The following is a 20,315-nucleotide window of genomic DNA, read 5'->3' on the forward strand; positions in this document are numbered from 1 at the left end:
CGCACCGGTGCACGTCGTCGCCACCGCCGGACACGTCGACCACGGCAAGTCCGCCCTCGTCCGCGCCCTCACCGGCATGGAACCCGACCGGTGGGAGGAGGAGCGCCGCCGCGGCCTCACCCTCGACCTGGGCTTCGTGTGGACCGAGCTGCCCGGCGGCGGGACGGTCGCCTTCGTCGACGTACCGGGCCACGAGAAGCTGGTCGGGAACATGCTCGCCGGTGTCGGCCCCGTACCCGCCGTGCTGTTGGTGGTCGCCGCCGACCAGGGGTGGCAGCCGCAGTCCGAGGAGCACCTGGCCGTCCTGGACGCCCTGCGGGTGCGGCACGGCGTGCTCGCCGTCACCCGCGCCGACCTCGCCGAACCGGAACCGGTGCGCCGCGACGCGCTCGCCAGGATCGCGAGGACCTCGCTGGGCGAGGTCGAGTCGGTGGCCGTCAGCTCCGTCACCAGCGAGGGCCTGGACGAACTGCGCGCCGCCCTGACCCGGCTGACCGCCGCCCTGCCCGAACCGGACCGGGCCGCCGACGTACGGCTGTGGGTGGACCGTTCCTTCACCGTGCGCGGCCGCGGCACCGTGGTCACCGGCACGCTCGCCGCGGGCACGATCCGCGCCGGCGACCGCCTCGTCCTGGCCTCCGACGGCACGGCCGTGCGCGTCCGCGGCCTGCAGTCCCTCAAGAAGGACCGCGAGGAGGTGGGCGCGGTCGCCCGTGTCGCGGTCAACGTCCACGGCGCCGCGGCCGACGCCCTCCACCGGGGCGACGCCCTGCTGACCCCGGAACGCCGGCTCACCACCGCCCTGGTGGACGCGCGGCTGCGCGGCGACCCGGCGGCCGACCTGCCCCGGCACCTCGTCCTGCACGCCGGGTCGGCCGCGGTCCCCGTCACCGTCCGGCCGTTGGGGACCGACACCGCCCGGCTGACGCTCGCCCGCCCCCTGCCGCTGTGGGTGGGGGACACCGCGCTGCTGCGCGATCCCGGACGGCACCGGATCCCCGCCGGGCTCACCGTGCTCGACGTCCGGCCGCCCCGGCTGGAACGGCGCGGCGCGGGGAAGGCCCGGGCCCGCGAGCTGGAGACCGTCACCGGCGTCCCGGACGGCGCGGCCGAACTGAGCCGCCGCAAACTGGTGCGCCGCGCCGACCTGCGGGCCATGGGGGTACCGGTCCCGGCGGAACCCGTCGCCGGGGAGTGGCTCGCCGACCCCGAGCACTGGGCCGAACTGCGGCGGCGCCTGGTCCGGACGGTCGAGGAGCACGCCGCCCGCCACCCGATGGACCCCGGGCTGCCCGTCGAGGCCGCCCGCCGCGCCCTCGACCTGCCCGAGCGCTCCCTCGTCCAGGCGCTGGTGGACACCGCCCCCCGGAACGGAGCGCGGGTGCGGCAGCGCGACGGACGGCTCTACGGCGGCGACGCCCGACCGCACCTGCCGCCCGGAGTGCGGCGGGCGGTCGACACCGTCCGCGCCGAGCTGCGTCGCGCGCCCTTCCGGGCCCCGGAGGCCCACCGGTTGGCCGAACTCGGCCTGACCCCCAACGTGATCGCCGCGGCCGTCGCCGCGGGCGCCCTGCTGAAGGTCGGCGACGGCGTCGTGCTGCTGCCCGGCGCCGACACGAGGGCCGCCGCCCTGTTGGCGCGTCTGGAGCAACCGTTCACCACCAGCGAGGCCCGCCGCGCCCTGGACACCACGCGCAGGGTGGCGATCCCCCTGTTGGAGCACCTGGACGAGCGCGGGCTGACGGTCCGTCTGGACGGCACCCTGCGCCGCTGCGAGCCGCCGCCCGCCGGAGCGGAAACGCGCTGAGAGCCGCCGCTGCCGACGCCGCTTCCGACACCGCCCCGGCATCGACGCCGATCGACCCGAACGGACCACGTGGATGGTGGATCCGGGGGAGACCCTGGAACCTGGACGGGAGATCCGGCCGTCGAGAGGTGATCCCCATGCCGAAGTCGAACCGCACCGACCTGGGACTGCTCGCCCTGCGGGCGGGTACCGGCGGCGTCCTGTTCGCGCACGGCGCCCAGAAGCTCTTCGGCTGGTTCGGCGGACACGGGCTGGAGGGCACCCGGAACGCGATGGAGCAGATGGGCTTCCGGCCCGGCAGGGCGAGCGCGCTCGCCTCCGGACTGGCCGAGGCGGGCGGCGGCGCGCTGTTGGCCCTGGGGCTGGCCACCCCGGCCGCCGGAGCCGCGGTCGCGGGGACCATGGCGGGCGCGGTGTCGGTCCACGCCCCGGCGGGCTTCTTCGTCACCGAGGGGGGCTACGAGTACCCGGCGTTCCTCGGCTTCGCCGCCGCCTGCCTCGGCGTCACCGGCCCGGGGAGCCACTCCCTCGACCACGCGCTGGGCCACCGCCTCAACCGCCCCTGGATGACGGCCGCCGCCTTCGCCGCGGCCGCCGCGGCCGCCTCCGTGGTCCTGCGTCGCCGCGCCGGCACGCTCGGCAACGGACCCGAGCAGGCCGCTCCCCCCGGCGCGGGGACCGTCTCGGGCTGACGCCCGCGACACCCCCGGCACCTCGGTTCGCCCGGACCCTCGTGGCGCCTCCGGCGCCTCCGACGCCGGTCCGGGGGAATTCCGTCGAGCCGGTGTCGGAGGCATCGGAGGCGCTGGGCGGCGATGCCGCCGAGAGGGGAACCCCTCCGATGGCGATCCATGTGGCCGGACGCCGCCGGACTCCCGCCTCGCTCGCCAGGGCGTCTCCCGGAGACGCCGACGTCGACCTGTCGAAGCTCGACGTCACCACGGGGTACGGGGCCGGTGTCGGGGCACCGCAGGGGGCCGGACGGTGGCCGGTTGCTGTCCTACGAGGCGGCTCGTCGCCTCGTCCACCTGCCGACCTGCCGATGGGGCCTGGAGAACCGCGTCGCGGAGTCGGTCGAACGGCTCCGGGAGAGGGCCGCGACGACGGATGTGGTGTTCCTCGATCACACCACCAACGGGGACGTGGACGACCGGAGCGTTCCGCTCTCCCATGCCGCGCTTCTCCGGCTGTACATCCGGGGAGAGCGGCCGTGTGAGGGTGAGGGGGTCGGTCCGGCGGTCGGACCAGCGTGAGTCAGCGTGGACCGCTCGCGCTGTTCCCGAGGGGGAACGGGACGCGGGAACGACCGCCCAGGGTTCCCGGCGAGTGAGTGCGAACGGGGTCATCGGACCGTCCAACACAGAACTGCCGACTTGAATATGCAGACACCCGACCATGATCACGTCAGTGTACGGATGCCGCCACGGATCGGCCCCCACCCGAGTGGGTGCTACAGCGCCGCCGGGGCATCGGGGACCGCATCCGGACCATGCGCCGCGAGCGCCGCATGTCGCAGGAACGCCTCGCCGACCTCGTACGCAACGAGTAGCCTTGCTCGCCCACGAGGGGGACGCAGGCGGACAGGGCACGAAGGGGAACCCGGTGGGGGACGACAGCTCGACCGCCGAGCGCCCCAGCATCAGACGCCGTGTCCGGTCACTGGTTGAGCAGCTCGACCTCGATCGCGAAAGCGCCGAGCCGCTCCTTCTCGGGCGGGTAGATGCTGCGGATGTTCGCGAGCTGCTGCTCACGCGAGCTCGTCGGGTTCACGTTCGCCGGTCCCTCACCGTCGAGCAGCGACTCGAAGTCGGGGTACTCGGTGACTCGCTTCACGAGGACGTCGCACGTCTCGTCGGTGCCCTTGATCCGGCCGGACACTCCGAAACTCGCCCCGACTTGGGCCGGCGTCTCCTCCTTGTACGCCTCCGTCGGCAGACACACTTGCGCCGAGCGCTCTCCGGTTGCAAAACCTCCGTTCATACCGCTCATGTCCACGCCACCGCCGTCATCGACCTCCTGTCGAACGGGCACCCGGACTACTGCCTTTCCTGTGAGAAGCCGACCCCGAACACGTCCCGCTCAACGGCACGCTCGCCGAGTGTGACCGCGTCGGTGACAGCCGGGCCGACTTCTCCCAGCCCCCTCACCGCCACGGCGTGAACGTGCGGGTTCCGACCGATTTGAGTGGGACGGCTGCTGTGGATCTCACCCGCGTTCCCGACCAGAGCCGCGACTCCACCACAGCCCGCATCCACCGGATCCGCGAACGCCGGGCATCCCGTCCTCGCCGGCGCGCGGATGTCGGGGCCGGCACGGCACCTGGGTGATCGTGCCGGTCAAACGCCTGACCCGCCGGAAACCCACCCCGACCCAGCGCACGGTGAACCGGACCCTTTCGGTGGCGCGAGTACCGGTCGAACGGAGCGTCGCGAATCTGAAGCCCTGACGGGCCCTCGCCGGGACCGGTGCAGCCCGAGCCGTCTGTCGTTAATCCCGGCTGCCGTCCTCGTCCTGGAGCGGCAACTCTGGAAAGGAGCACAGGACGGTCCCGGCGTCGGGCGGGCGGAACCGCGCAGGGGCGCAACTCGGCCATGAGCGTCGGTGTCGTAGTTCGGTGCGTGGCTTGTGGGAGGAGAACAGGCATCACTTTCGGTCAAGCCCGTCCCTGGATGAACTCGAAGTGAATGCGCATGCCGAGGGGGCAGACCTGGTGGTGGTCTTCTCCGTCCCTTTCCGGCTTCCGGGAGGAGGAAACCGGAAGGGCCGATTCCTTCTATGGCTCGAAAATAGCGTGTGCGCTCGGCGCCGCCGGAGACACGCCTCCTGTGGAAAAAACCACGCAAGGCTTTGACTCCCGACCGGCAGGGGTGGGCCCAAATTGACTGGAACAACGGGAAAAGTCTATGTCGCGGCCCGAGATCACTATTCATCGGCGTCGCGTAGGGACCCGGTGAAGGTCTTATGGGAGGAACCCGTCACGGCGGGGATCATCTCGGAATCCTTCAGGTACACCGGCGGGCGCTCGGATCTCAGAGTGGTGGACATCGGCTGTGGTGCGGCCGAGGGGCTCCGCCTGATGCTCCCGCTCGTGCAGGCATCGTCGCGCACGCTCCACTACACCGGGATCGACCTTGACGTGGGTCTGCTCGGACTCGCCAGGGAACAGTTCGCCGACCGTCCCGGCACGTCGTTCGTCGAGGGCGACATGCGATACGATCTGCCGGAGGAACCCGCTGACGTGTATTTCTCCTGCGGTGTCCCGTACTCGCACTTGGCGCCCGACGAACTGACGCGCACCCTCGCGAACATTTTCCGTACCATCAGGCGCAATCGGAGTCGCTCGTCCGTGGTCGTCGATGTCCTGGGCAGGTACTCCCTGGAGTGGGAACCTCACTGGGAGAGCGCGCACCGCGACTACCACATGAGCTTCTTCAACAGCAAGAAGCCGAGTTCGGCTACGCCTATGTCCTTCTGGGATTCTCAAGCTCTCCTGGCGTGTATCGGAGAGGCTGTACAACAGGCTGGAAGCACCTTTGAGAGGGTGACATTCCACGACCGGTCGATCATGGTCGGCCGCCACACCAGCACACGCCAGTACAACCCCACTCTCTCTCCCTACCGCGACCTGATCAACCGCCTCGAGGCGGGTGACGGGGCCATCGCGGCCCGCGACCTCATGTTCCCTTCCCCCGTGCGTCAGGCACCCTGGCCGATCTCTTCCTTTCACCACCGATTCGCCGCCCAGTGGGATGGCGAGATCGCTCGGAGGTACTCCGGGCGACAGTACCTTTCGGCTGCCGGAGCCCGCTCGCTGGCCCGCGGATTGCGTGCCATCGAGCACAGGATCTCGCCCGGGCTGGGCGTCGGCCACTCGCTGACCGCTGTCATCGGCCTGGACCACTCCGTCTGACCCCCTCATCGAAGGAGCACAATGCGCACTGAATTCTCCATCGACCGGTCAACGCTGCTGGGCAAGGACGAACACTGGAAGATCAGCGACCTGGGCGTCATGCAACTGCAGCATGACTACCCCTCCGACCTCCTGAAGACGATCAGGGACAAGGCACTCGCGATCAAGGAGGAACAGAGCGCCAACGTGCACCTCAACCTGCGTTTCATTCGGAACGCTCAGAAATTCATCCCCGAAATCAAGGAGCTTGTGCACTGGCCTGGGCGCATCGAGAGCCTCAGCGAGTTGGCCGGCACCGAGTTGGAGCCGTACCCCCACAGTGTGATCAGCACCGCACTCACCTTCATGGGCCCCGAAGACGGAACCGTCGACTGGCACGGGGACGGTCCTCCGGTAACCGAGCTGGTGGCGCTTGAGGTGGACGATGCGGTAGGCGGACGACTGGAAATCTTCCAAGGCGACTTCGACGCCGCGATGGCTGCCGTCCAGAAAGGTCACGTCCTTCCGTCCGATCGGATGATCCATCTGCAACACAAGGTCGGCAGCAGCATGTTCGGCCAGCTCATGCGCGTCGCGCATCGTACGGAGCCGATGACCCGGGGGACGCGAATCACCCTGACCATGAACCTCCGCTCGGTCGCCCACCCCTACATCGAAAACAATCCCATGTACTACCTGGCGGCGGACAATCCCGATTTCGAGTGGGTAGACGAGTACGTCGCCGACGTCCGCGAACGTCAACTGCCGGCCTACCTCGCCGCGCGGAAGGCCGCGTGAACCAGTCCGCCCACGGGGTCCGGCCGGGCACTCCAGCCAGGCCGGGCCCCGGCGCATCACGACCCGATCCCCGCCGTGCGGGCGCCGCCTTCGCACTCGGCGGGATCGCCTTCTGGTCCACCAACGCGCTCGCCGGCTCCTCCGCCCTCGCCACCCTGGACCTGGGCATCGTGCTTTTCCTTCAGTTCGCCTCCGGCACCCTTGCCCTCGGGGTGGTGGAGACAGTCGTCCGGACGCGCTCCCGGCGGCGGCCGCCCTCCGCGGGCAGCACCCCCCTGCGACAGACACCTACGCGCGGGGACTGGCGAACTGCCATCTGGGTCGGAACTCTTGGCTTCGGCGGCACCATGACGTTCCAATACGTCGGCTTCGCCTACGCGCCTGTCGTGGAATCGAACATCATCGCCTACGGATGGCCCATGTTCGCCGCTGTCTGGCTCGCGGTGACCGTTCGAAACAAGAGCACCGCCGCGAGCCTGGTGTTCGCCTTCGTCGGCTTCACCGGCGTGGCCATGATGACTCTGGTGCAAGGTGGCCACTCCGCCTCCGGCAGCCCCCTGGGATACGTCAGCGCCTTGCTGTCCGCCCTCTTCATGGCGTTCTACACGCTGGGGGTCGGCCGCACTCGTGTACCGGCCCGGCGCGTCATGATCATCGGCGGGACCGTTGCCTGCTGCTCCTCTCTCGTCATCGCGCTGGCCACCGGCGCGGACTGGACTCCCACCACGGCCTGGTGGGCCATGATCTACGTCGGTGTCGGGCCCTGTGCCGCCGGATACCTGCTGTGGAGCGTGGGGATGACCCGCAGTCACGGCCGCCTCGCCCCTTTGGGCTACGCCACCCCCCTTCTGTCCACCTGCGTCCTGCTTCTGGACGGACGCACCTTCGGCGGCACCATCGCCGCCGCCGGGGCGGCATGCGTGCTGCTGTGCACCGTCGGGGTGCTGGTCGTCGACGGCAGATCGGCGAGCAGCCGGCTCTGACCACGAACGCCGTGTCTCCGCCGGAACCGGCCCGCAGGCCCGACCCGGCGGAGACGGCTACCATGCCGGAGAGGTGTCGGTGATCCAGGCATGGACCTCACTCACCCGGAAATCCGCGTGCTCCACTGCCAGGATCCGGCCCGCACGCCGCTCCGCTTCCCACGGCCGGGCGGCGGCGGCCGTCACCGCCACACATCGCATGCCCGCGCGCAGTCCCGCCTCGACCCCCACCGCCGAGTCCTCCACCACGACACACCGTTCGGTCCGGGCCCCCAACCTCCGACACGCTTCCAGGAACACAGCCGGATCGGGCTTTCCACGCCCGACCTCCTCCGCGGATACGAACACCGCGCACACCTCGTCCAGTCCGCTCGCAGCCAGGACCGTCCGGACAACCTCGCGTGAGGACCCGGAGGCGACAGCCACGGCAACGCCCGCCCTGTGCAGCCGGCGCGCCAGGTCTGCCGTGGCGGGGAACACCTTCACCGCCTGCCGCACGTACTCCAGGTACAACCGGTTGCTGTGCCGCAGCAGGTGATCGGCCGAAACGTTCAGACTGTACGCAACCCGCACACGCTCCCACATCTCCCGACTGCCGACCCCGATGAACGCGGCGTGCTCCTCCCACGTGAACGACATCCCCCCGAAATGCGCCAGGGTGTCGCGCTCGGCCTCGAAGTACGCCGGACCGCTGTCCACCAGAGTGCCGTCCAGGTCGAACAGGACCGCAGAGCCGGTCACGGCGCTCCCACCACGACCGCGGCGATCTCCCGAGACGTCTCGTGGCTCCGCCGCCCGGGGCCGGTGTCAGGTACCACCGCATAGCGTTGCCCACAGACGGCGTGGACCCGTTCGACGATGTCCGTCGGTGCCCCGTCCCCCTCGTTCGGATCGTGCCCGGCGAAGCGCTGCTCCTCAGCCGGCCGGTCAGTGACCACGCGGTGTTCGCGGTGATCCAGGCGGGCGGGGAACGACCGGGGAAACGCCCGTGCCGGCCCGCTGTCGCCCACCACGGCGACAGCGGCGTCCACCGCTGTGGAGACGGACAGGTCGCGGGTGTTCTGCCGCAACACCCCGCTGAGTGGGCCTTCCTCCACCGCCTTCTCGCCCGACTTCCCCCGCCACCGCAATGGCTTCTCCCTGTCGTGCTGCTCTGCGCTCATGCCGTTCCCCCTCTTCGTCTTACGACATTCCGCGGGCGGCCCTTCCGACGCCCCGTTCCGGGAACGAATGGGGACCCCGGCTCTACGCCCGGGGCCGGACACGGCAACACAGGGGACCGGCGCGAAGCCTCTGGTGTGGCAGCGGACGGTCTCGTGGGAGAGGGACGCCTCGAAGCGTGTTGCGGAAGGCTGCGAGCAAGCAGGTTGAGCCGCGGTTCGGCGCTGTGCTGATCACGCGGCGAGAGCGAGGTCGTGCGTGCGGGTGACGGCCGTGACCGCGTGACGAAGACCATCGCCACGCTGCCGGCCGCCCCGGGCCCTCGTCCCGACACACGGGACGGGGACCGTCATCACGGCATTCCGCAGGAAGCCCCCTGACCGAGCTCCGTGACCGCATGACGCCCGAGCAGCGGGAGGCCGCGCCACCGACTGCCGGGCGAACCGCGGGGGCTGGTTCCCGTCGTGGACACCGGTGCCGAAGAAACCCGGGGCCCGGACGCAAGAGCGGGCGTTCGGCCCGTGGGCGGCGCGGTCGGCTGCCGCCACCCGGTGGTCGCCGAACTGCTCGCAGCGCTTTTCGCGGGCGTGGCTTCGCGTCATGCCATGTGGAAGCGTCCTTCCGGGGCGGTCTCCGTTCCACGCACGCCATACGGGTGAGGGTAGGGCAGCGCGGCCATGGCCGGATCCTTTCGGGGCTCCCCGGGAGTAGGTCGGGCGCGCGTTTCCGCAGGTCGGCTGGCGGAGGCGGACGGGAATCGAACCCGCCTGCCCGAGATCCTCGGGCACCTCGGTTTTGAAGACCGGGGGGGCCACCAGGCACCCATACGCCTCCACGCCGAGCACGCTCGTGCCCGGACGCCGAACATCCAAACCCGCCCCTGAGGGCGAGTCAAACTCCCGTCCGGCGTTTCGATCCGCGTTCCCGGGGCAGTCGGTGCCGCGACACCCGACCGGGCCCGGTGAGGGACGCCCCGCTCCGGTCGGGCGAGAGGGGAGCACGATGTACACCCGAGGCGGGACGTCCGACCGGGAGGCGCGGGAGGCACGGGACGCGGCGGGAGAGGAGCCCGTACGGCTGACGCGGTACGCGCACGGTGGCGGTTGCGCCTGCAAGATCCCGCCCGGCGAGCTGGAGGAGGCCGTGGCGGGACTGTTGGGGAGCGCCCCCGGCGCTCCGACGGGCGAACTGCTGGTGGGCCTGGACACCGGCGACGACGCGGCCGCCGTCCGTCTCCCCGGTCCGCGGGGCGGCCCCGCCGTCGTCGCCACCGCCGACTTCTTCACCCCCGTGGTGGACGACCCCTACCACTGGGGACGCATCGCCGCGGCCAACGCCCTCTCGGACGTCTACGCCATGGGCGGACGGCCTCTGGTGGCGGTGAACCTGCTGGGCTGGCCGCGCGGGAAGCTTCCGTTCGAGCTGGCCCGTGAGGTGCTGCGCGGCGGGCTGGAGGTGGCCGGGCAGGCGGGCTGCCACGTCGGCGGCGGCCACAGCGTCGACGACGTCGAGCCCAAGTACGGCATGGCGGTCACCGGGATCGCCGACCCCGAGCGGCTGCTGCGCAACGACGCGGGACGGCCGGGGCTGCCGCTGTCGCTGACCAAGCCGCTCGGCGTGGGCGTGCTCAACAACCGGCACAAGTCCACCGGCGAGGTGTTCGAGCACGCCGTGGAGACCATGGCCGCCCTCAACCGCGAGGCATCCGAGGCGGCCGTCGCGGCGGGCGTCCGGTGCGCCACCGACGTCACCGGCTTCGGACTGCTGGGCCACCTGTACAAACTGGCCCGTGCCTCCGGGGTGACCGCCGTGGTGGACTCCGCCGCCGTCCCCTACCTGGCGGGGGCCCGGGAGGCGGTCCGTGACGGCTACGTCAGCGGAGGCACCCGCCGCAACCTCGACTGGGTCGCCCCGCACACCGACTTCGGCTCCGCGGACGAGCACACCCGGCTGTTGCTGGCCGACGCCCAGACCTCCGGCGGTCTGCTGGTGGCCGGAGAGGTTCCCGGCGCGCCCGTGGTCGGCGAGTTGGTCGAGGCCGGGGAACACACCCTGGTGGTCCGCTGACGCCCGTCGCCGTTCCCGGAGGTCCCGACGGGCCTCGGTGAGCGCGCCGGGGCGCGGACCCCACCGCACGGCGCGCACCGTGCCACGTCCCCCGCCGTTCCGCGTCACGCTCCCCGCGGTGGAGCGTGACGTCCCCTCCGTCCCGGGGTTGACCCGGTGTGACGTCCGGTTCGACGGAAGGAGTGGCCATGGGAGCGACAGGCGGCGGAGACGGGGACGCCCTCACCATCGGCGTGGTGGTGGCGCGCACGGGGCGGCTGGCGAAGCTGGGCGACCCGCTGGCGTTCGTGATGTCCCGGCTGGAGCCGGAACTGCGCCGGATCCGCAACGGCGGGCGGCACCACGCGGTGCGCATGGCGAGCAGGGACAGCCGGTCGAGCGCCGACGGCGCGCGGGAGGCGGTGCGGCGGCTGGTGCGGGACGAGGGAGCGCGGATCGTGCTGACCCTGGCCGGTACGGAGGTCCTCCCGGCCGTCGCGGACACCTGCGAGGAGGAGGGCGTCCCCTGTGTGTCCAGCACCTTCCCCTGGCAGGTCTACTACTACGGCCGTGGCGCGACGGCGCGGCGGCCGTTCCGCTGGACCTACCACTTCTGCTGGGGCCTGGACGACATCGCCGAGACCTTCGCCGACCTGTGGGAGGCCGCCGGCGGTCCGGCGCGGACGGTCGGCTGCCTGTGGAACGACGGCCCGCAGGGGAACTGGTCGCGCCACGCCGAGCAGGGTTTCGCGCCGGTGGCCCGCGCCCGCGGGCACCGTCTCGTCGACCCGGTCGGCTACCGCGAGCCCGCCGTCGGGTTCGACGAGCACCTGGCGGCGTTCCGCGCCGAGGGCGTGGACGTCGTCACCAGCGCGGCCACCGGGAAGGACCTGGCGTTGTTCCGGGAACGGGCGGACGAACTGGGCGTGCGACCGAAAATGATCACCTGTTCACGGTGGCTCGCCTATCCTCCCTCCACCACCGGATCGGGCCGCCGGCCGGCCCAGGCGAACGTGGCGACGCTGATCTACTGGACCCCGAACCACCCCTACCGCTCCTCGCTCGACGGGACGAGCGCGGCGGAACTGGCCGAGGCGTACGAGCAGGGCACGGGCCGCCAGTGGCTCCAACCGCTCGGTCTGGCCCACGCCCTGTTCGAGGTGGCCGCCCACGCCCTGACCACCGCGGACGACCCCACGCAGGCGGCCTCGGTGGCCGAGGCGCTCGGTCGGGCCCGACTGGAGACCATCGCCGGGCCGCTGGACTGGACCGCCGGGCCCGTACCCAACGTCGCCACCGTGAGGCTGTCCGGGGGACAGTGGCAGCCGGGCCGCGCGCACGACTGGGAGCTCCGCGCCGTGACCAATCGACGGGTCGAGGGACTGCCCCTCGACGGCGACCTGGTACCGCTCGGCTGACGACCCCGGCGCCGGCCGGGGACGGCCGAGCCGGCGAACCGTCGCGCGCCCCGGCCGTCACATCTCCGTGCCCGTCTCCTCGGTGATGCCCGCCCGCGTCCGGTACTCGCGCACCAGATCCAGGAGCGCCGGCCCGCGCGGCCGGCGCCCCGGCCGGATGTCGCACGTCAGCGTCTTGGTCTCCTGGATGCGGACGTTGGGGTCCACGGCCAGGTGGATCAGCTCGTTGGCGGCGTCCCCCCGCGTGTATCCGTTGGGCCCCCAGTGGTAGGGGAGGCCGATCTGGTGCAGGGTACGGCCCTGCACCCGGATCGGCGCCATCCGGTCGGTCACCATCACCCGCGCCTCGATCGCGGTCCGGGCGCTGACCAGCGTCGCCCAGCCCATGTGCGTCAGCCCCCGCTCGGCCGCCAGCTCCGGCGAGACCTCGCAGAAGAACTCCGGTTGGAGCTCCGACAGGTAGGGCTGCCACCGGGACATGCCGCCCGCGGTGTGGTGCTCGGTGAGCCGGTAGGTGGTCGCCACGTACGGGAACACCTCCGATCCCGGTTCCGGGCCGCTGGGGTGGTACCGGTTGTACGGGTGCCGCACCAGGAACTCCCGCGCCGGGTTGCGCCGCTGCCGGTGGAGCGGGTTGGAGAACGGCGACTCCTGCGGCTCGTAGTGCGTCGGCAGCGGCCCGTCGAGCAGACCCGTGGGCACGTACAGCCAGGCCTTGCCGTCCGCCTGCATGATGAAGGCGTCCGTGCCCGACAGCGCGTCGGACCCCTTGGCGCCCTCGGGGGGCACGTGGTCCGGGGGCCTGGTGGCGGGGAAGTCCGGGACGTCGTGGCCGGTCCACTCGCCCCGTTCCGCGTCCCACCACACCAGTGCCTTGCGCTCGCTCCACGGCCTGCCCTCGGGATCGGCCGACGCGCGGTTGTACAGGATCCGGCGGTTGGCGGGCCACGCCCAGGCCCACTCGGGGGCGACCCAGTTCTGTTCCTTGCCCGGTTTGCGGCGCGCCGCCTGGTTGACGCCGTCGGCGTAGACGCCGCAGTAGATCCAACAGCCGCACGCCGTCGAGCCGTCGTCCTTGAGCTGCGTGTAGGAGGACAGCGGCCGCCCCTCGGCGTCGAAGCCGTTGATCTCGGCGAGCACGGCCTCGGCCTCCGGCTCGGCGATGTCGCCCTTGACCGGGTAGTCCCAGGTGAGGTCCAGCACGGGGCGGTCCGCCTCGTCGGTGGACCCGGCCAGCTTCTCCCGGATGACCCGTCCCAGGTGGTACATGAACCACAGGTCGCTGCGGGCGTCGCCCTCCGGTTCCACCGCCTGGTAGTGCCACTGGACCATGCGCTGGGTGTTGGTGAAGCTGCCGTCCTTCTCACTGTGCGACGCCGCGGGCAGGAAGAAGACCTCGGTGGCGATGTCCTCGGTGCGCAGCTCGCCCGTCTCGATCTCCGGACCGTCCTTCCACCAGGTGGCGCTCTCGATCAGCGAGAAGTCGCGCACCACCAGCCAGTCCAGGTTGGCCATGGCCAGGCGTTGCAGCCGGGCGTTGGCCGAACCGACCGCGGGGTTCTCGCCCATCAGGAAGTACCCCTTGCACACACCGTCCAACTGGAGCTGGACGGTGTCGTAGGTGCTGTGCGAGCCGGTCAGACGCGGCAGGTAGTCGAAGCAGAAGTCGTTGTCCTCGGTCGCGGCCGGGCCCCAGTACGCCTTGAGCAGGCTCACCAGGTAGTCCCGCATGTGTCCCCAGTAGCCCTTCTCCGCCGCCTCGGCCTCGACGAAGGTGTCGAGGTCCTCACCGGTGTGGGAATGCGGCATCGGGATGTACCCGGGCAGCAGGTTGAACAGGGTCGGGATGTCGCTCGACCCCTGGATCGAGGCGTGACCGCGCAGGGCGAGGATGCCGCCGCCCGGACGCCCCATGTTGCCCAGCAGGGTCTGCAGGATCGCCGCGGCGCGGATGTTCTGCACCCCGGTGGTGTGCTGGGTCCAGCCGACGGCGTAGGCGATCGCCGTGGTGCGGTCCCGCCCCGAGTTCTCGGTGACCAGCTCGCAGACCTTCTCGAACAGGTCGCGCGGCACGCCGCAGGTCCTCTCGACCATCTCCGGCGTGTAGCGGGAGAAGTGCCGCTTGAGCACCTGGAAGACGCACCGGGGGTGGGAGAGCGTCTCGTCGCGGTGCGGCACCCCCTCGCCGAGCGCGGCGCCGCCGGAACCGTGGGACTCGCCGCGTGCCTCGTGGGAGATCTCGCTCCGGCCCTCGGTGACCTTCGGGTAGTGCTCCTCGCGGTGCCCGGAGGCCGCCTGGGTCGCCATCCCCTCGTACTGCCAGGTGGTCGCGTCGTAGACGCGCTCGTCCGGGTCGAGCCCGGAGAACAGTCCGTCGAGGTCCTCGGTGTCCTGGAAGTCCTCCCGCAGGATCATCGGGGCGTTGGTGTACGCCAGGAGGTAATCGCGGAAGTACTTCTCCTTGCTCAGGACGTGGTTGACGATCCCGCCCAGGAAGGCGATGTCGCTTCCCGCGCGCAGCGGGACGTGCACGTCGGACATCGCGCTGGTGCGGGTGAAGCGCGGATCGACGTGGATCACCTTCGCGCCGCGGGCCTTGGCCTCCATCACCCACTGGAAGCCCACCGGGTGACACTCGGCCATGTTCGAACCCTGGATGACGATGCAGTCCGAGTTCTGCAGGTCCTGCTGGAAGGTGCTGGCGCCGCCGCGCCCGAACGAGGTCCCCAGACTGGGGACCGTGGAGGAGTGTCAAATACGGGCCTGATTCTCGATCTGCACGGCCCCCAGGGCCGTGAACAGCTTCTTGATCAGGTAGTTCTCCTCGTTGTCGAGCGCCGCGCCGCCCAGGTGCGCGAAGCCCATGGTGCGCCGCACCCGCTTGCCCTCGTGGTCCCACTGCCAGCCGGAGCGGCGCGCCTCGATCACCCGGTCGGCGATCATGTCCATCGCCGTGTCCAGGTCCAGCCGCTCCCACTCGGTGCCGTGCGGGCGCCGGTAGAGCACGTGCTTGGCGCGCGCGGAGCCGGTGGTCAGTTGGAGGCTGGCCGCTCCCTTGGGACACAGCCGCCCGCGCGAGACCGGGGAGTCCGGGTCGCCCTCGATCTGGGTGACCTTCCCGTTCTCGACGTAGATGTTCTGGCCGCAGCCCACGGCGCAGTACGGGCAGATGGACTTCACCACCTTGTCGGCGGTGCGCACCCGGGGCGTCAGCCGCTCGGTGTACCCGCTCTCGGCGGCGGCGCCACGACCCAGCGGGTCGTCACCGGTGAGTTGCCGGTAGACCGGCCAGGATTCGATCCAGGTTCGGATGCCCACGATCGCCGTCCTTCGCTCTTCCTCGCCTCGTGCCACGCCCTTGTCCTGCGTCCTGCGTCCTCGACTTCCGTGCCCCCCCGCCGTGTCCCGCTCTACGACGGCCCGTCCCGCGCCTCGTTCCGGGCGGCACGGCGCATCTGCTCGTCCGACCGGGCCCGTTGCCGCAGCCAGCGGTGGACCGACTCCCGAGCGTCGGGAGCGCCGGAGGGGGCGTGGGACAGCTCCTGCGTGTCGCCGGACAGCACCCCGGGACGCCGCGCCTGCTCCGCGGTCACCGCGTCGCCGCCGTCGGCGGGGATCCCGGTCGCGGTCAGATACGCCTGCCCCGGGGAGACGCCCAGCCGCTCGCCCACGGCCTCGTAGTCCAAGCCGGCGGCCAGGAGCCGCAACACCTGCTCACGTGTGGGCACCGCGCCAACCTCCCCGTCGGCTTCGCCGGGACTCCCTGTTACCGGCCCTCCGAGGTACCCCGGTCTTCCCCGGCCAAACGCCCGGTCTCCTCGTGTTCCTCCGCCGACCGCTCCCGGCGGCGCCGCTCCTCCCGCTGCCGCAGCCTCTCGCGCTGCGGCACGACCGTGTACCGGGGATCCTCGGCGGAGGCCACGCCCGCCCGGAAGACGCCGAACCGCAGAGCCGTCGAACCGGCCAGCAGAGCCGCTCCCGAGAGCGCCGCGGCGGCGCGGCTGCGGCGTCCGGCCAGCAGGCCCACGGCGGCGCCGGTGGCGGTGAGGATCTTCGAGGCGCGCACCAGGGCCCCGGCCCGGCCCTGTCTCAAGGGTTCCGCGGCCAATCCCATGCGACGGGTCATCACCTCGCCGGCGCCCAGCTCCAGCGCGGCACCGAGGGCCGCGGCGCGGCGCGCCGGACCGGCCTGGGCCACGGAGACGGTGAGCATGCCCAGCCCTCCGGCGGCGGCCGTCCCCGAACCGGTGAAGACGAACGGCAGCTCGCGGTAGCCCTCGTGCCAGGAGGGCACCGCCGTGTCGGCGATCAGCACGGCCGTGTAGGAGGCGACGGCCGGGCCGAGCAGCGCCGCGCCCGCGGTGGCAGCGGCGCCGGTGCGCCGGAACCGACCGGTCGCCTCGGTCACGGCGGCCACTCCGGTCAGCGGACCGTAGCCGGCCAGGATCCAAGAGCCCACGCTCATGGGGGAGGTGGGCTTGGCCACGCGCAGCATGTTGTAGAAGCGCTCCGGGCGCCCCAGATCGTGGATCAACGCCACCGTGGAGGCGGAGATGGCACCCAGCGCCCCGATCTTCGCCGACCGCGCCAGGGCGCGTCGCCCGGTGGCGTGCGCCCCCGCCGCCAGGAGCGAGGAGCCGCCCGCCAGGCCGCCCAGGAAGAGGTAGCCCGCGATGTCCAGGGCCTTCCAGGTGGGCCGGTTGAGGATCGGCATGCCGTAGTACGAGGTGAACTCGGCCTCGGGCACGACGGGGCGTTCCCCGCGCCGGCGTCCGCGTCGGCGCCTGCCGCCGCCCTGGCCGGTCGGAGCCGTCCTGCCGGAGGACGCCCGGCCCGCGTCCCCCGGTCCGACGTGTTCGTGGTCGTCGCGGTTCACCGACGCCTCCCCAGGAAGCAGGCGGCCACACCGGCGACCATCGTGGCCGCCGCCACCGCCGCGTGCCGCCACATCGAGGGCAGGTCACGGGTGGTCACCACCGGGTCGGGCGGCAACCCGTAGGTCTCGGGTTCGTCCAGCAACAGGAAGAAGGCGCCGTCGCCACCGACACCGTCGCCGGGGTCCTCGCCGTACAGCCGGGCATCGGGCACCCCGGCGGCGTGCAGTTGCGCCACCCGGGCCGCCGCGCGCTCGCGCAGCTCGTCCAGGGGGCCGAACTGGATGGAGTCGGTGGGGCACGCCTTGGCGCAGGCCGGTTCCATGCCCTCGCCCAACCGGTCGTAGCACAGGGTGCACTTCCAGGCCCGGCCGTCCTCCTTGCGCTGGTCGATCACCCCGTAGGGGCACGCGGGGACGCAGTAGCCGCAACCGTTGCAGATGTCCTCCTGGACGACGACGGTGCCGAACTCGGTGCGGAACAGCGAGCCGGTGGGGCACACGTCCAGGCAGGCCGCGTGGGTGCAGTGCTTGCACACGTCGGAGGCCATCAGCCAGCGCAGTTCGGTGCGTCCGTCGGGCGCGACCGGGGAGATCTCCCCGGTGGGCGCGCCCGCCCCGGCGCCCTCCGGCGCGGCTTCGCCCGACGCGGTCTCCTCCGGCGCGGGGACGGTGGTGCCCAGCCGTCCGGCGGCGGCGAAGACGTCACCGGGGTCCTCGGAAGGGGAGCCCGGGGCACCCGTCCCGCCGTGTCGCACGCCCGGGTCCTGGCCCCCCAGGGGCTTGCGCTGTTCGATGAACGCCACGTGCCGCCAGGTGGAGGCGCTCAGGCCCTGGGAGTTGTCGTAGGACATGCCCGTCAGTTCCAGACCGTCCTCGGGAATGGCGTTCCACTCCTTGCACGCCACCTCGCAGGCCTTGCAGCCGATGCACACCGAGGTGTCGGTGAAGAACCCCATGCGCGGGGGGTGGTCGTGGTGGCCCGCGGCCCCCGCCACGTCCGGCTGCACGCCGTACAGCAGGCCGCCCTCGGCGGGCGGCCCGGTCTCCCCGTTCCGCGCGGTGGCGTCGGTCATGCCACTTCTCCCTTCCGGCACGCACCATGACGGACCGCTTCGGACGGCCCGTGGTGCCACGGGTCCCCCACGTGACGCCGGACGAAACGGGGTGTTCGTCCCCTGGCGTGCCCGAGGGCCGAGCCGTTCGGGTGTCCGCCCGGAGAAGGAGACGACGCGCCGTGCCCCCCGACTCGCGGGGGACGCGTGAATGGCTCCCGGCGCGGATGCCGGAACGCGCGGGAGGTGATGGAGTGGGAGGCGTGCACCGTCGTACGCAGCCGTCCCGGGGTCCCGCCGGTTCGGGACCGGACGCCGACGGCCCGTTCGCTCCGGAACTGGCCGCGGCGCTGTCGAGCGCGCGCCGCAGGGCGGGCCGGGACGGGGAGCGGCACGTCGACACCGCCCACCTGCTGCACGGCCTGGTCGAGTCGGACCCGGTGGTGCGCTCCTCGCTCGGCGGTCCCGCACGGCCGGTGCGGGTGCTGGGGTACCTGGCACAGCGCAGCATCGGCTACGGGCTGCGCTGGCGGGGGGTGGTGGAGACGACGCCGTGTGGCGTCGGGGGTGTCGGGAGGCTGCCGGAGGTCGTGGGGCCGGCGCGGCTCGCCGGCCGGGCGCCCCGCTCGAACTGGTCCCCGGCGGCGGTGGTGGCGCTGGGGGGAGCGCTGGACCGGGCTCGCGCGCGGGGCGCGGCGCGGGCCGAGGGGGTGGACCTGCTGGAGGCGCTGCTCGCCGATCCGCGCTGCCGGGCCGTGGAGGTGTTGTGCCGTGCGGGCGTGCTCCCGGTGGAGCCGGGAGCGGAGGACGCCCTCGCGGTGGCGGCGGACGGCGCGTTCGGTGGTCAGGGCCCGCCGCGAGGCCACTGATCGCCGTCGGGTTCGATCCGCTGCACGTCACCCGGCGCGGGGCGCCGGCGGGGTGTTGGGCGCCCGTGCCGGTACCGGGGCGGGTGTGCTTCGGCGGTGAGCGGGGGAGGGGCGGGGAAGCGACCGAGGGGAACGGTTGTCCGCGAAGGCCCCGGCCCCGTAGGGTTGCGGACATGCATTCGACCGTGCTGCCCCCGCCCGCCGCGTAGGGCGGGCCGCCGAGGAGGAACGCGCCGTGGCGTCATCGCCGCCGCGCGAGTCCTCGCTGCCCGCGTACGGGACCTCACCACCACTTCCCGGAACACGCGGAGAAACCACACGTGTCGAAATCCCCTTCTGTCCTCCCCTCCGCCGCGCCCACGAGCGGAACCATTGATTCCGCCCCTGGTGCGGCCCCTGCGGCCGGCCTGTCCACCGGACGCGGCCTGCTCTATCTGGTCGTCGCCGGGATCGCCTGGGGCACCGCCGGTGCCGCGGCGGCCCTGCTCTACCGGGCCAGTGACCTGGGGCCGATCGCCCTGTCCTTCTGGCGCTACGTCGGAGGCATCGCCCTGCTGCTGGCGTTCCTCCCGCTGCGCGCCCGCTCCCGGGCCCGTCGTACCGTCCCCGCCCCCGTTCCCGAGCCGCGCCGGCGCCGGGCGGCCCGGATCGTCGCCACCGGACTGGGGCTGACGCTCTTCCAGACCGCCTACTTCGGGGCGGTGCAGGCCACGGGACTCGCGGTCGGCACGGTCGTCACCCTCGGCGCCGGTCCCGTACTGATCGCCGTCGGCGCCCGGCTGACCATGGGGGAACGGCTGGGGCGCGGCGGCGCGGCGGCCGTGGCCGGAGCGCTGGCCGGTCTGGCGGTGCTGTGCCTGGGCGACGACAGCGCGACGGTGCGCCCCCTGGGCGTCCTGCTGGCCATGCTGTCCGCCTCCGGGTACGCCGCCATCACCCTGCTGACCCGGTGGATGGGGCGCAGCGGCTCGGGGGGCGACCCGTACGCCACGACCACCTGGGCGTTCGGGGTCGGGGCGATCTGCCTGCTGCCGCTCGGGCTGGTCGAGGGACTGCTGCCGCGGACCGCCACCGACCCGCTGGAGGTGGTGGCCCTGCTGGCGTACACGGCCGCGGTGCCCACGGCCCTGGCGTACGCGCTGTACTTCGCCGGGGCCGCGGTCGTCCGGGCCGCCACGGCGTCGGTGATCATGCTCATCGAGCCGGTGAGCGCGGCCGTCATCGCCGTGGCGCTGCTGGGCGAGCGGCTCACCGCGGCGACCGTGCTGGGCACCGCTCTGCTGCTCGCCGCCGTGACGGGATTGGCGGTGGCCGAGGCCCGTACGGCGGCCGGCGCCCGGCGGGCGACCGGCCTCGCCCCCGCCCCCGCCCCCGTCTCCGGGAGCGGGGGCGGCGGAGGCGGGGCCGGGGTGTGAC

General features: G+C 72.4%; 17 protein-coding genes, 1 tRNA gene and 1 pseudogene. 11 read left to right on the forward strand and 8 right to left on the reverse strand.

Annotated features, from left to right (window positions below; genetic code table 11):
• Window positions 1–7 precede the first annotated feature (7 nt).
• The 3 genes from selB to F0L17_RS28565 all read left to right on the forward strand — a co-directional run bounded on the left by selB (window position 8) and on the right by F0L17_RS28565 (window position 3,060).
• Entirely contained in the window at window positions 8–1,807 is a 1,800-nt protein-coding gene (gene selB, locus F0L17_RS23810) for a selenocysteine-specific translation elongation factor (protein ID WP_162466627.1), read from the forward strand.
• Between the two features lie 137 nt (window positions 1,808–1,944).
• A complete protein-coding gene (locus F0L17_RS23815; RefSeq protein ID WP_155072644.1) occupies window positions 1,945–2,499 on the forward strand; it encodes a DoxX family protein in 555 nt (184 codons plus the stop codon).
• A gap of 159 nt (window positions 2,500–2,658) precedes the next feature.
• Window positions 2,659–3,060, forward strand: a complete 402-nt coding sequence (locus F0L17_RS28565) for a DUF6939 family protein (RefSeq protein ID WP_420802449.1) — start codon at window positions 2,659–2,661, stop codon at window positions 3,058–3,060.
• A gap of 403 nt (window positions 3,061–3,463) precedes the next feature.
• Here F0L17_RS28565 and F0L17_RS27825 read toward each other — a convergent pair whose 3' ends face one another.
• A complete protein-coding gene (locus F0L17_RS27825; protein WP_420802481.1) occupies window positions 3,464–3,742 on the reverse strand; it encodes an ASCH domain-containing protein in 279 nt (92 codons plus the stop codon).
• Between F0L17_RS27825 and F0L17_RS28570 the strand changes: the two are divergent.
• The 4 genes and pseudogenes from F0L17_RS28570 to F0L17_RS23840 all read left to right on the forward strand — a co-directional run.
• Window positions 3,623–4,330 (forward strand): annotated as a pseudogene (locus tag F0L17_RS28570) (transposase family protein); the annotation flags it as partial. The gene F0L17_RS27825 and the pseudogene F0L17_RS28570 sit on opposite strands and share 120 nt — an antisense overlap.
• 427 nt (window positions 4,331–4,757) lie before the next feature.
• Entirely contained in the window at window positions 4,758–5,717 is a 960-nt protein-coding gene (locus F0L17_RS23830) for a methyltransferase domain-containing protein (protein ID WP_155072645.1), read from the forward strand.
• 21 nt (window positions 5,718–5,738) lie between these two features.
• Window positions 5,739–6,494, forward strand: a complete 756-nt coding sequence (locus F0L17_RS23835; protein ID WP_155072646.1) for a hypothetical protein — start codon at window positions 5,739–5,741, stop codon at window positions 6,492–6,494.
• Window positions 6,491–7,477 (forward strand): EamA family transporter, encoded by a 987-nt coding sequence (locus tag F0L17_RS23840; RefSeq protein ID WP_155072647.1) that lies wholly within the window; start codon window positions 6,491–6,493, stop codon window positions 7,475–7,477. Before F0L17_RS23835 ends, F0L17_RS23840 begins: the two co-directional genes overlap by 4 nt.
• Before the next feature lie 57 nt (window positions 7,478–7,534).
• On the opposite strand, the gene F0L17_RS23845 is transcribed toward F0L17_RS23840, so the two are convergent.
• The 3 genes from F0L17_RS23845 to F0L17_RS23855 all read right to left on the reverse strand — a co-directional run bounded on the left by F0L17_RS23845 (window position 7,535) and on the right by F0L17_RS23855 (window position 9,472).
• On the reverse strand, window positions 7,535–8,218 hold the full coding sequence (locus F0L17_RS23845) for an HAD-IA family hydrolase (RefSeq protein WP_155072648.1): 684 nt from the start codon (window positions 8,216–8,218) through the stop codon (window positions 7,535–7,537).
• Window positions 8,215–8,640: a hypothetical protein gene (locus tag F0L17_RS23850; protein ID WP_155072649.1), complete on the reverse strand. Its 426-nt coding sequence runs from the start codon at window positions 8,638–8,640 to the stop codon at window positions 8,215–8,217. Before F0L17_RS23850 ends, F0L17_RS23845 begins: the two co-directional genes overlap by 4 nt.
• Before the next feature lie 736 nt (window positions 8,641–9,376).
• Window positions 9,377–9,472, reverse strand: a tRNA-Sec gene (locus tag F0L17_RS23855).
• A gap of 168 nt (window positions 9,473–9,640) precedes the next feature.
• Here F0L17_RS23855 and selD point away from each other — a divergent pair.
• Together selD and F0L17_RS23865 are read left to right on the forward strand one after the other, a co-directional pair.
• Window positions 9,641–10,705 carry a selenide, water dikinase SelD gene (gene selD / locus F0L17_RS23860; protein WP_155072650.1) on the forward strand — a complete coding sequence of 355 codons (1,065 nt, stop codon included), beginning with the start codon at window positions 9,641–9,643 and terminating at the stop codon, window positions 10,703–10,705.
• A gap of 188 nt (window positions 10,706–10,893) precedes the next feature.
• A complete protein-coding gene (locus tag F0L17_RS23865) occupies window positions 10,894–12,102 on the forward strand; it encodes an ABC transporter substrate-binding protein (protein WP_155072651.1) in 1,209 nt (402 codons plus the stop codon).
• A 57-nt stretch (window positions 12,103–12,159) separates the two neighbouring features.
• Here F0L17_RS23865 and fdh read toward each other — a convergent pair whose 3' ends face one another.
• The 4 genes from fdh to F0L17_RS23890 form a co-directional block, all read right to left on the reverse strand.
• Window positions 12,160–15,420, reverse strand: coding sequence for a formate dehydrogenase (fdh, locus tag F0L17_RS23870; RefSeq protein WP_338018197.1), 3,261 nt, complete (start codon window positions 15,418–15,420; stop codon window positions 12,160–12,162).
• A gap of 92 nt (window positions 15,421–15,512) precedes the next feature.
• Window positions 15,513–15,830 carry a hypothetical protein gene (locus tag F0L17_RS23880; protein ID WP_162466629.1) on the reverse strand — a complete coding sequence of 106 codons (318 nt, stop codon included), beginning with the start codon at window positions 15,828–15,830 and terminating at the stop codon, window positions 15,513–15,515.
• A 38-nt stretch (window positions 15,831–15,868) separates the two neighbouring features.
• Complete coding sequence (nrfD, locus tag F0L17_RS23885; RefSeq protein WP_338018198.1) at window positions 15,869–16,978, reverse strand: NrfD/PsrC family molybdoenzyme membrane anchor subunit; 1,110 nt, start codon at window positions 16,976–16,978, stop codon at window positions 15,869–15,871.
• Window positions 16,975–18,051 (reverse strand): 4Fe-4S dicluster domain-containing protein, encoded by a 1,077-nt coding sequence (locus F0L17_RS23890; RefSeq protein WP_155072654.1) that lies wholly within the window; start codon window positions 18,049–18,051, stop codon window positions 16,975–16,977. The genes nrfD and F0L17_RS23890 overlap by 4 nt, the downstream gene beginning before the upstream one ends.
• Before the next feature lie 242 nt (window positions 18,052–18,293).
• Here F0L17_RS23890 and F0L17_RS23895 point away from each other — a divergent pair, with 242 nt between their 5' ends.
• Both F0L17_RS23895 and F0L17_RS23900 read left to right on the forward strand, forming a co-directional pair.
• On the forward strand, window positions 18,294–18,899 hold the full coding sequence (locus F0L17_RS23895; RefSeq protein ID WP_420802450.1) for a peptidase: 606 nt from the start codon (window positions 18,294–18,296) through the stop codon (window positions 18,897–18,899).
• Window positions 18,900–19,270: 371 nt separating this feature from the next.
• Window positions 19,271–20,314: a DMT family transporter gene (locus F0L17_RS23900; RefSeq protein WP_420802482.1), complete on the forward strand. Its 1,044-nt coding sequence runs from the start codon at window positions 19,271–19,273 to the stop codon at window positions 20,312–20,314.
• Window position 20,315: the final 1 nt, after the last annotated feature.

Origin of the sequence: Streptomyces taklimakanensis (assembly GCF_009709575.1) — a bacterium.
GTDB classification, from domain to species: Bacteria; Actinomycetota; Actinomycetes; order Streptomycetales; family Streptomycetaceae; genus Streptomyces; species Streptomyces taklimakanensis.

What these genes read in the sequence shown, in the direction of transcription:
- F0L17_RS23850 (WP_155072649.1), bottom strand. Translation starts at nt 8,640, where the DNA reads ATGAGCGCAGAGCAGCACGACAGGGAGAAGCCATTGCGGTGGCGGGGG.
- F0L17_RS23815 (WP_155072644.1), top strand. Translation starts at nt 1,945, where the DNA reads ATGCCGAAGTCGAACCGCACCGACCTGGGACTGCTCGCCCTGCGGGCG.
- F0L17_RS23890 (WP_155072654.1), bottom strand. Translation starts at nt 18,051, where the DNA reads ATGACCGACGCCACCGCGCGGAACGGGGAGACCGGGCCGCCCGCCGAG.
- F0L17_RS23865 (WP_155072651.1), top strand. Translation starts at nt 10,894, where the DNA reads ATGGGAGCGACAGGCGGCGGAGACGGGGACGCCCTCACCATCGGCGTG.
- selD (WP_155072650.1), top strand. Translation starts at nt 9,641, where the DNA reads ATGTACACCCGAGGCGGGACGTCCGACCGGGAGGCGCGGGAGGCACGG.
- F0L17_RS28565 (WP_420802449.1), top strand. Translation starts at nt 2,659, where the DNA reads ATGTGGCCGGACGCCGCCGGACTCCCGCCTCGCTCGCCAGGGCGTCTC.
- F0L17_RS23835 (WP_155072646.1), top strand. Translation starts at nt 5,739, where the DNA reads ATGCGCACTGAATTCTCCATCGACCGGTCAACGCTGCTGGGCAAGGAC.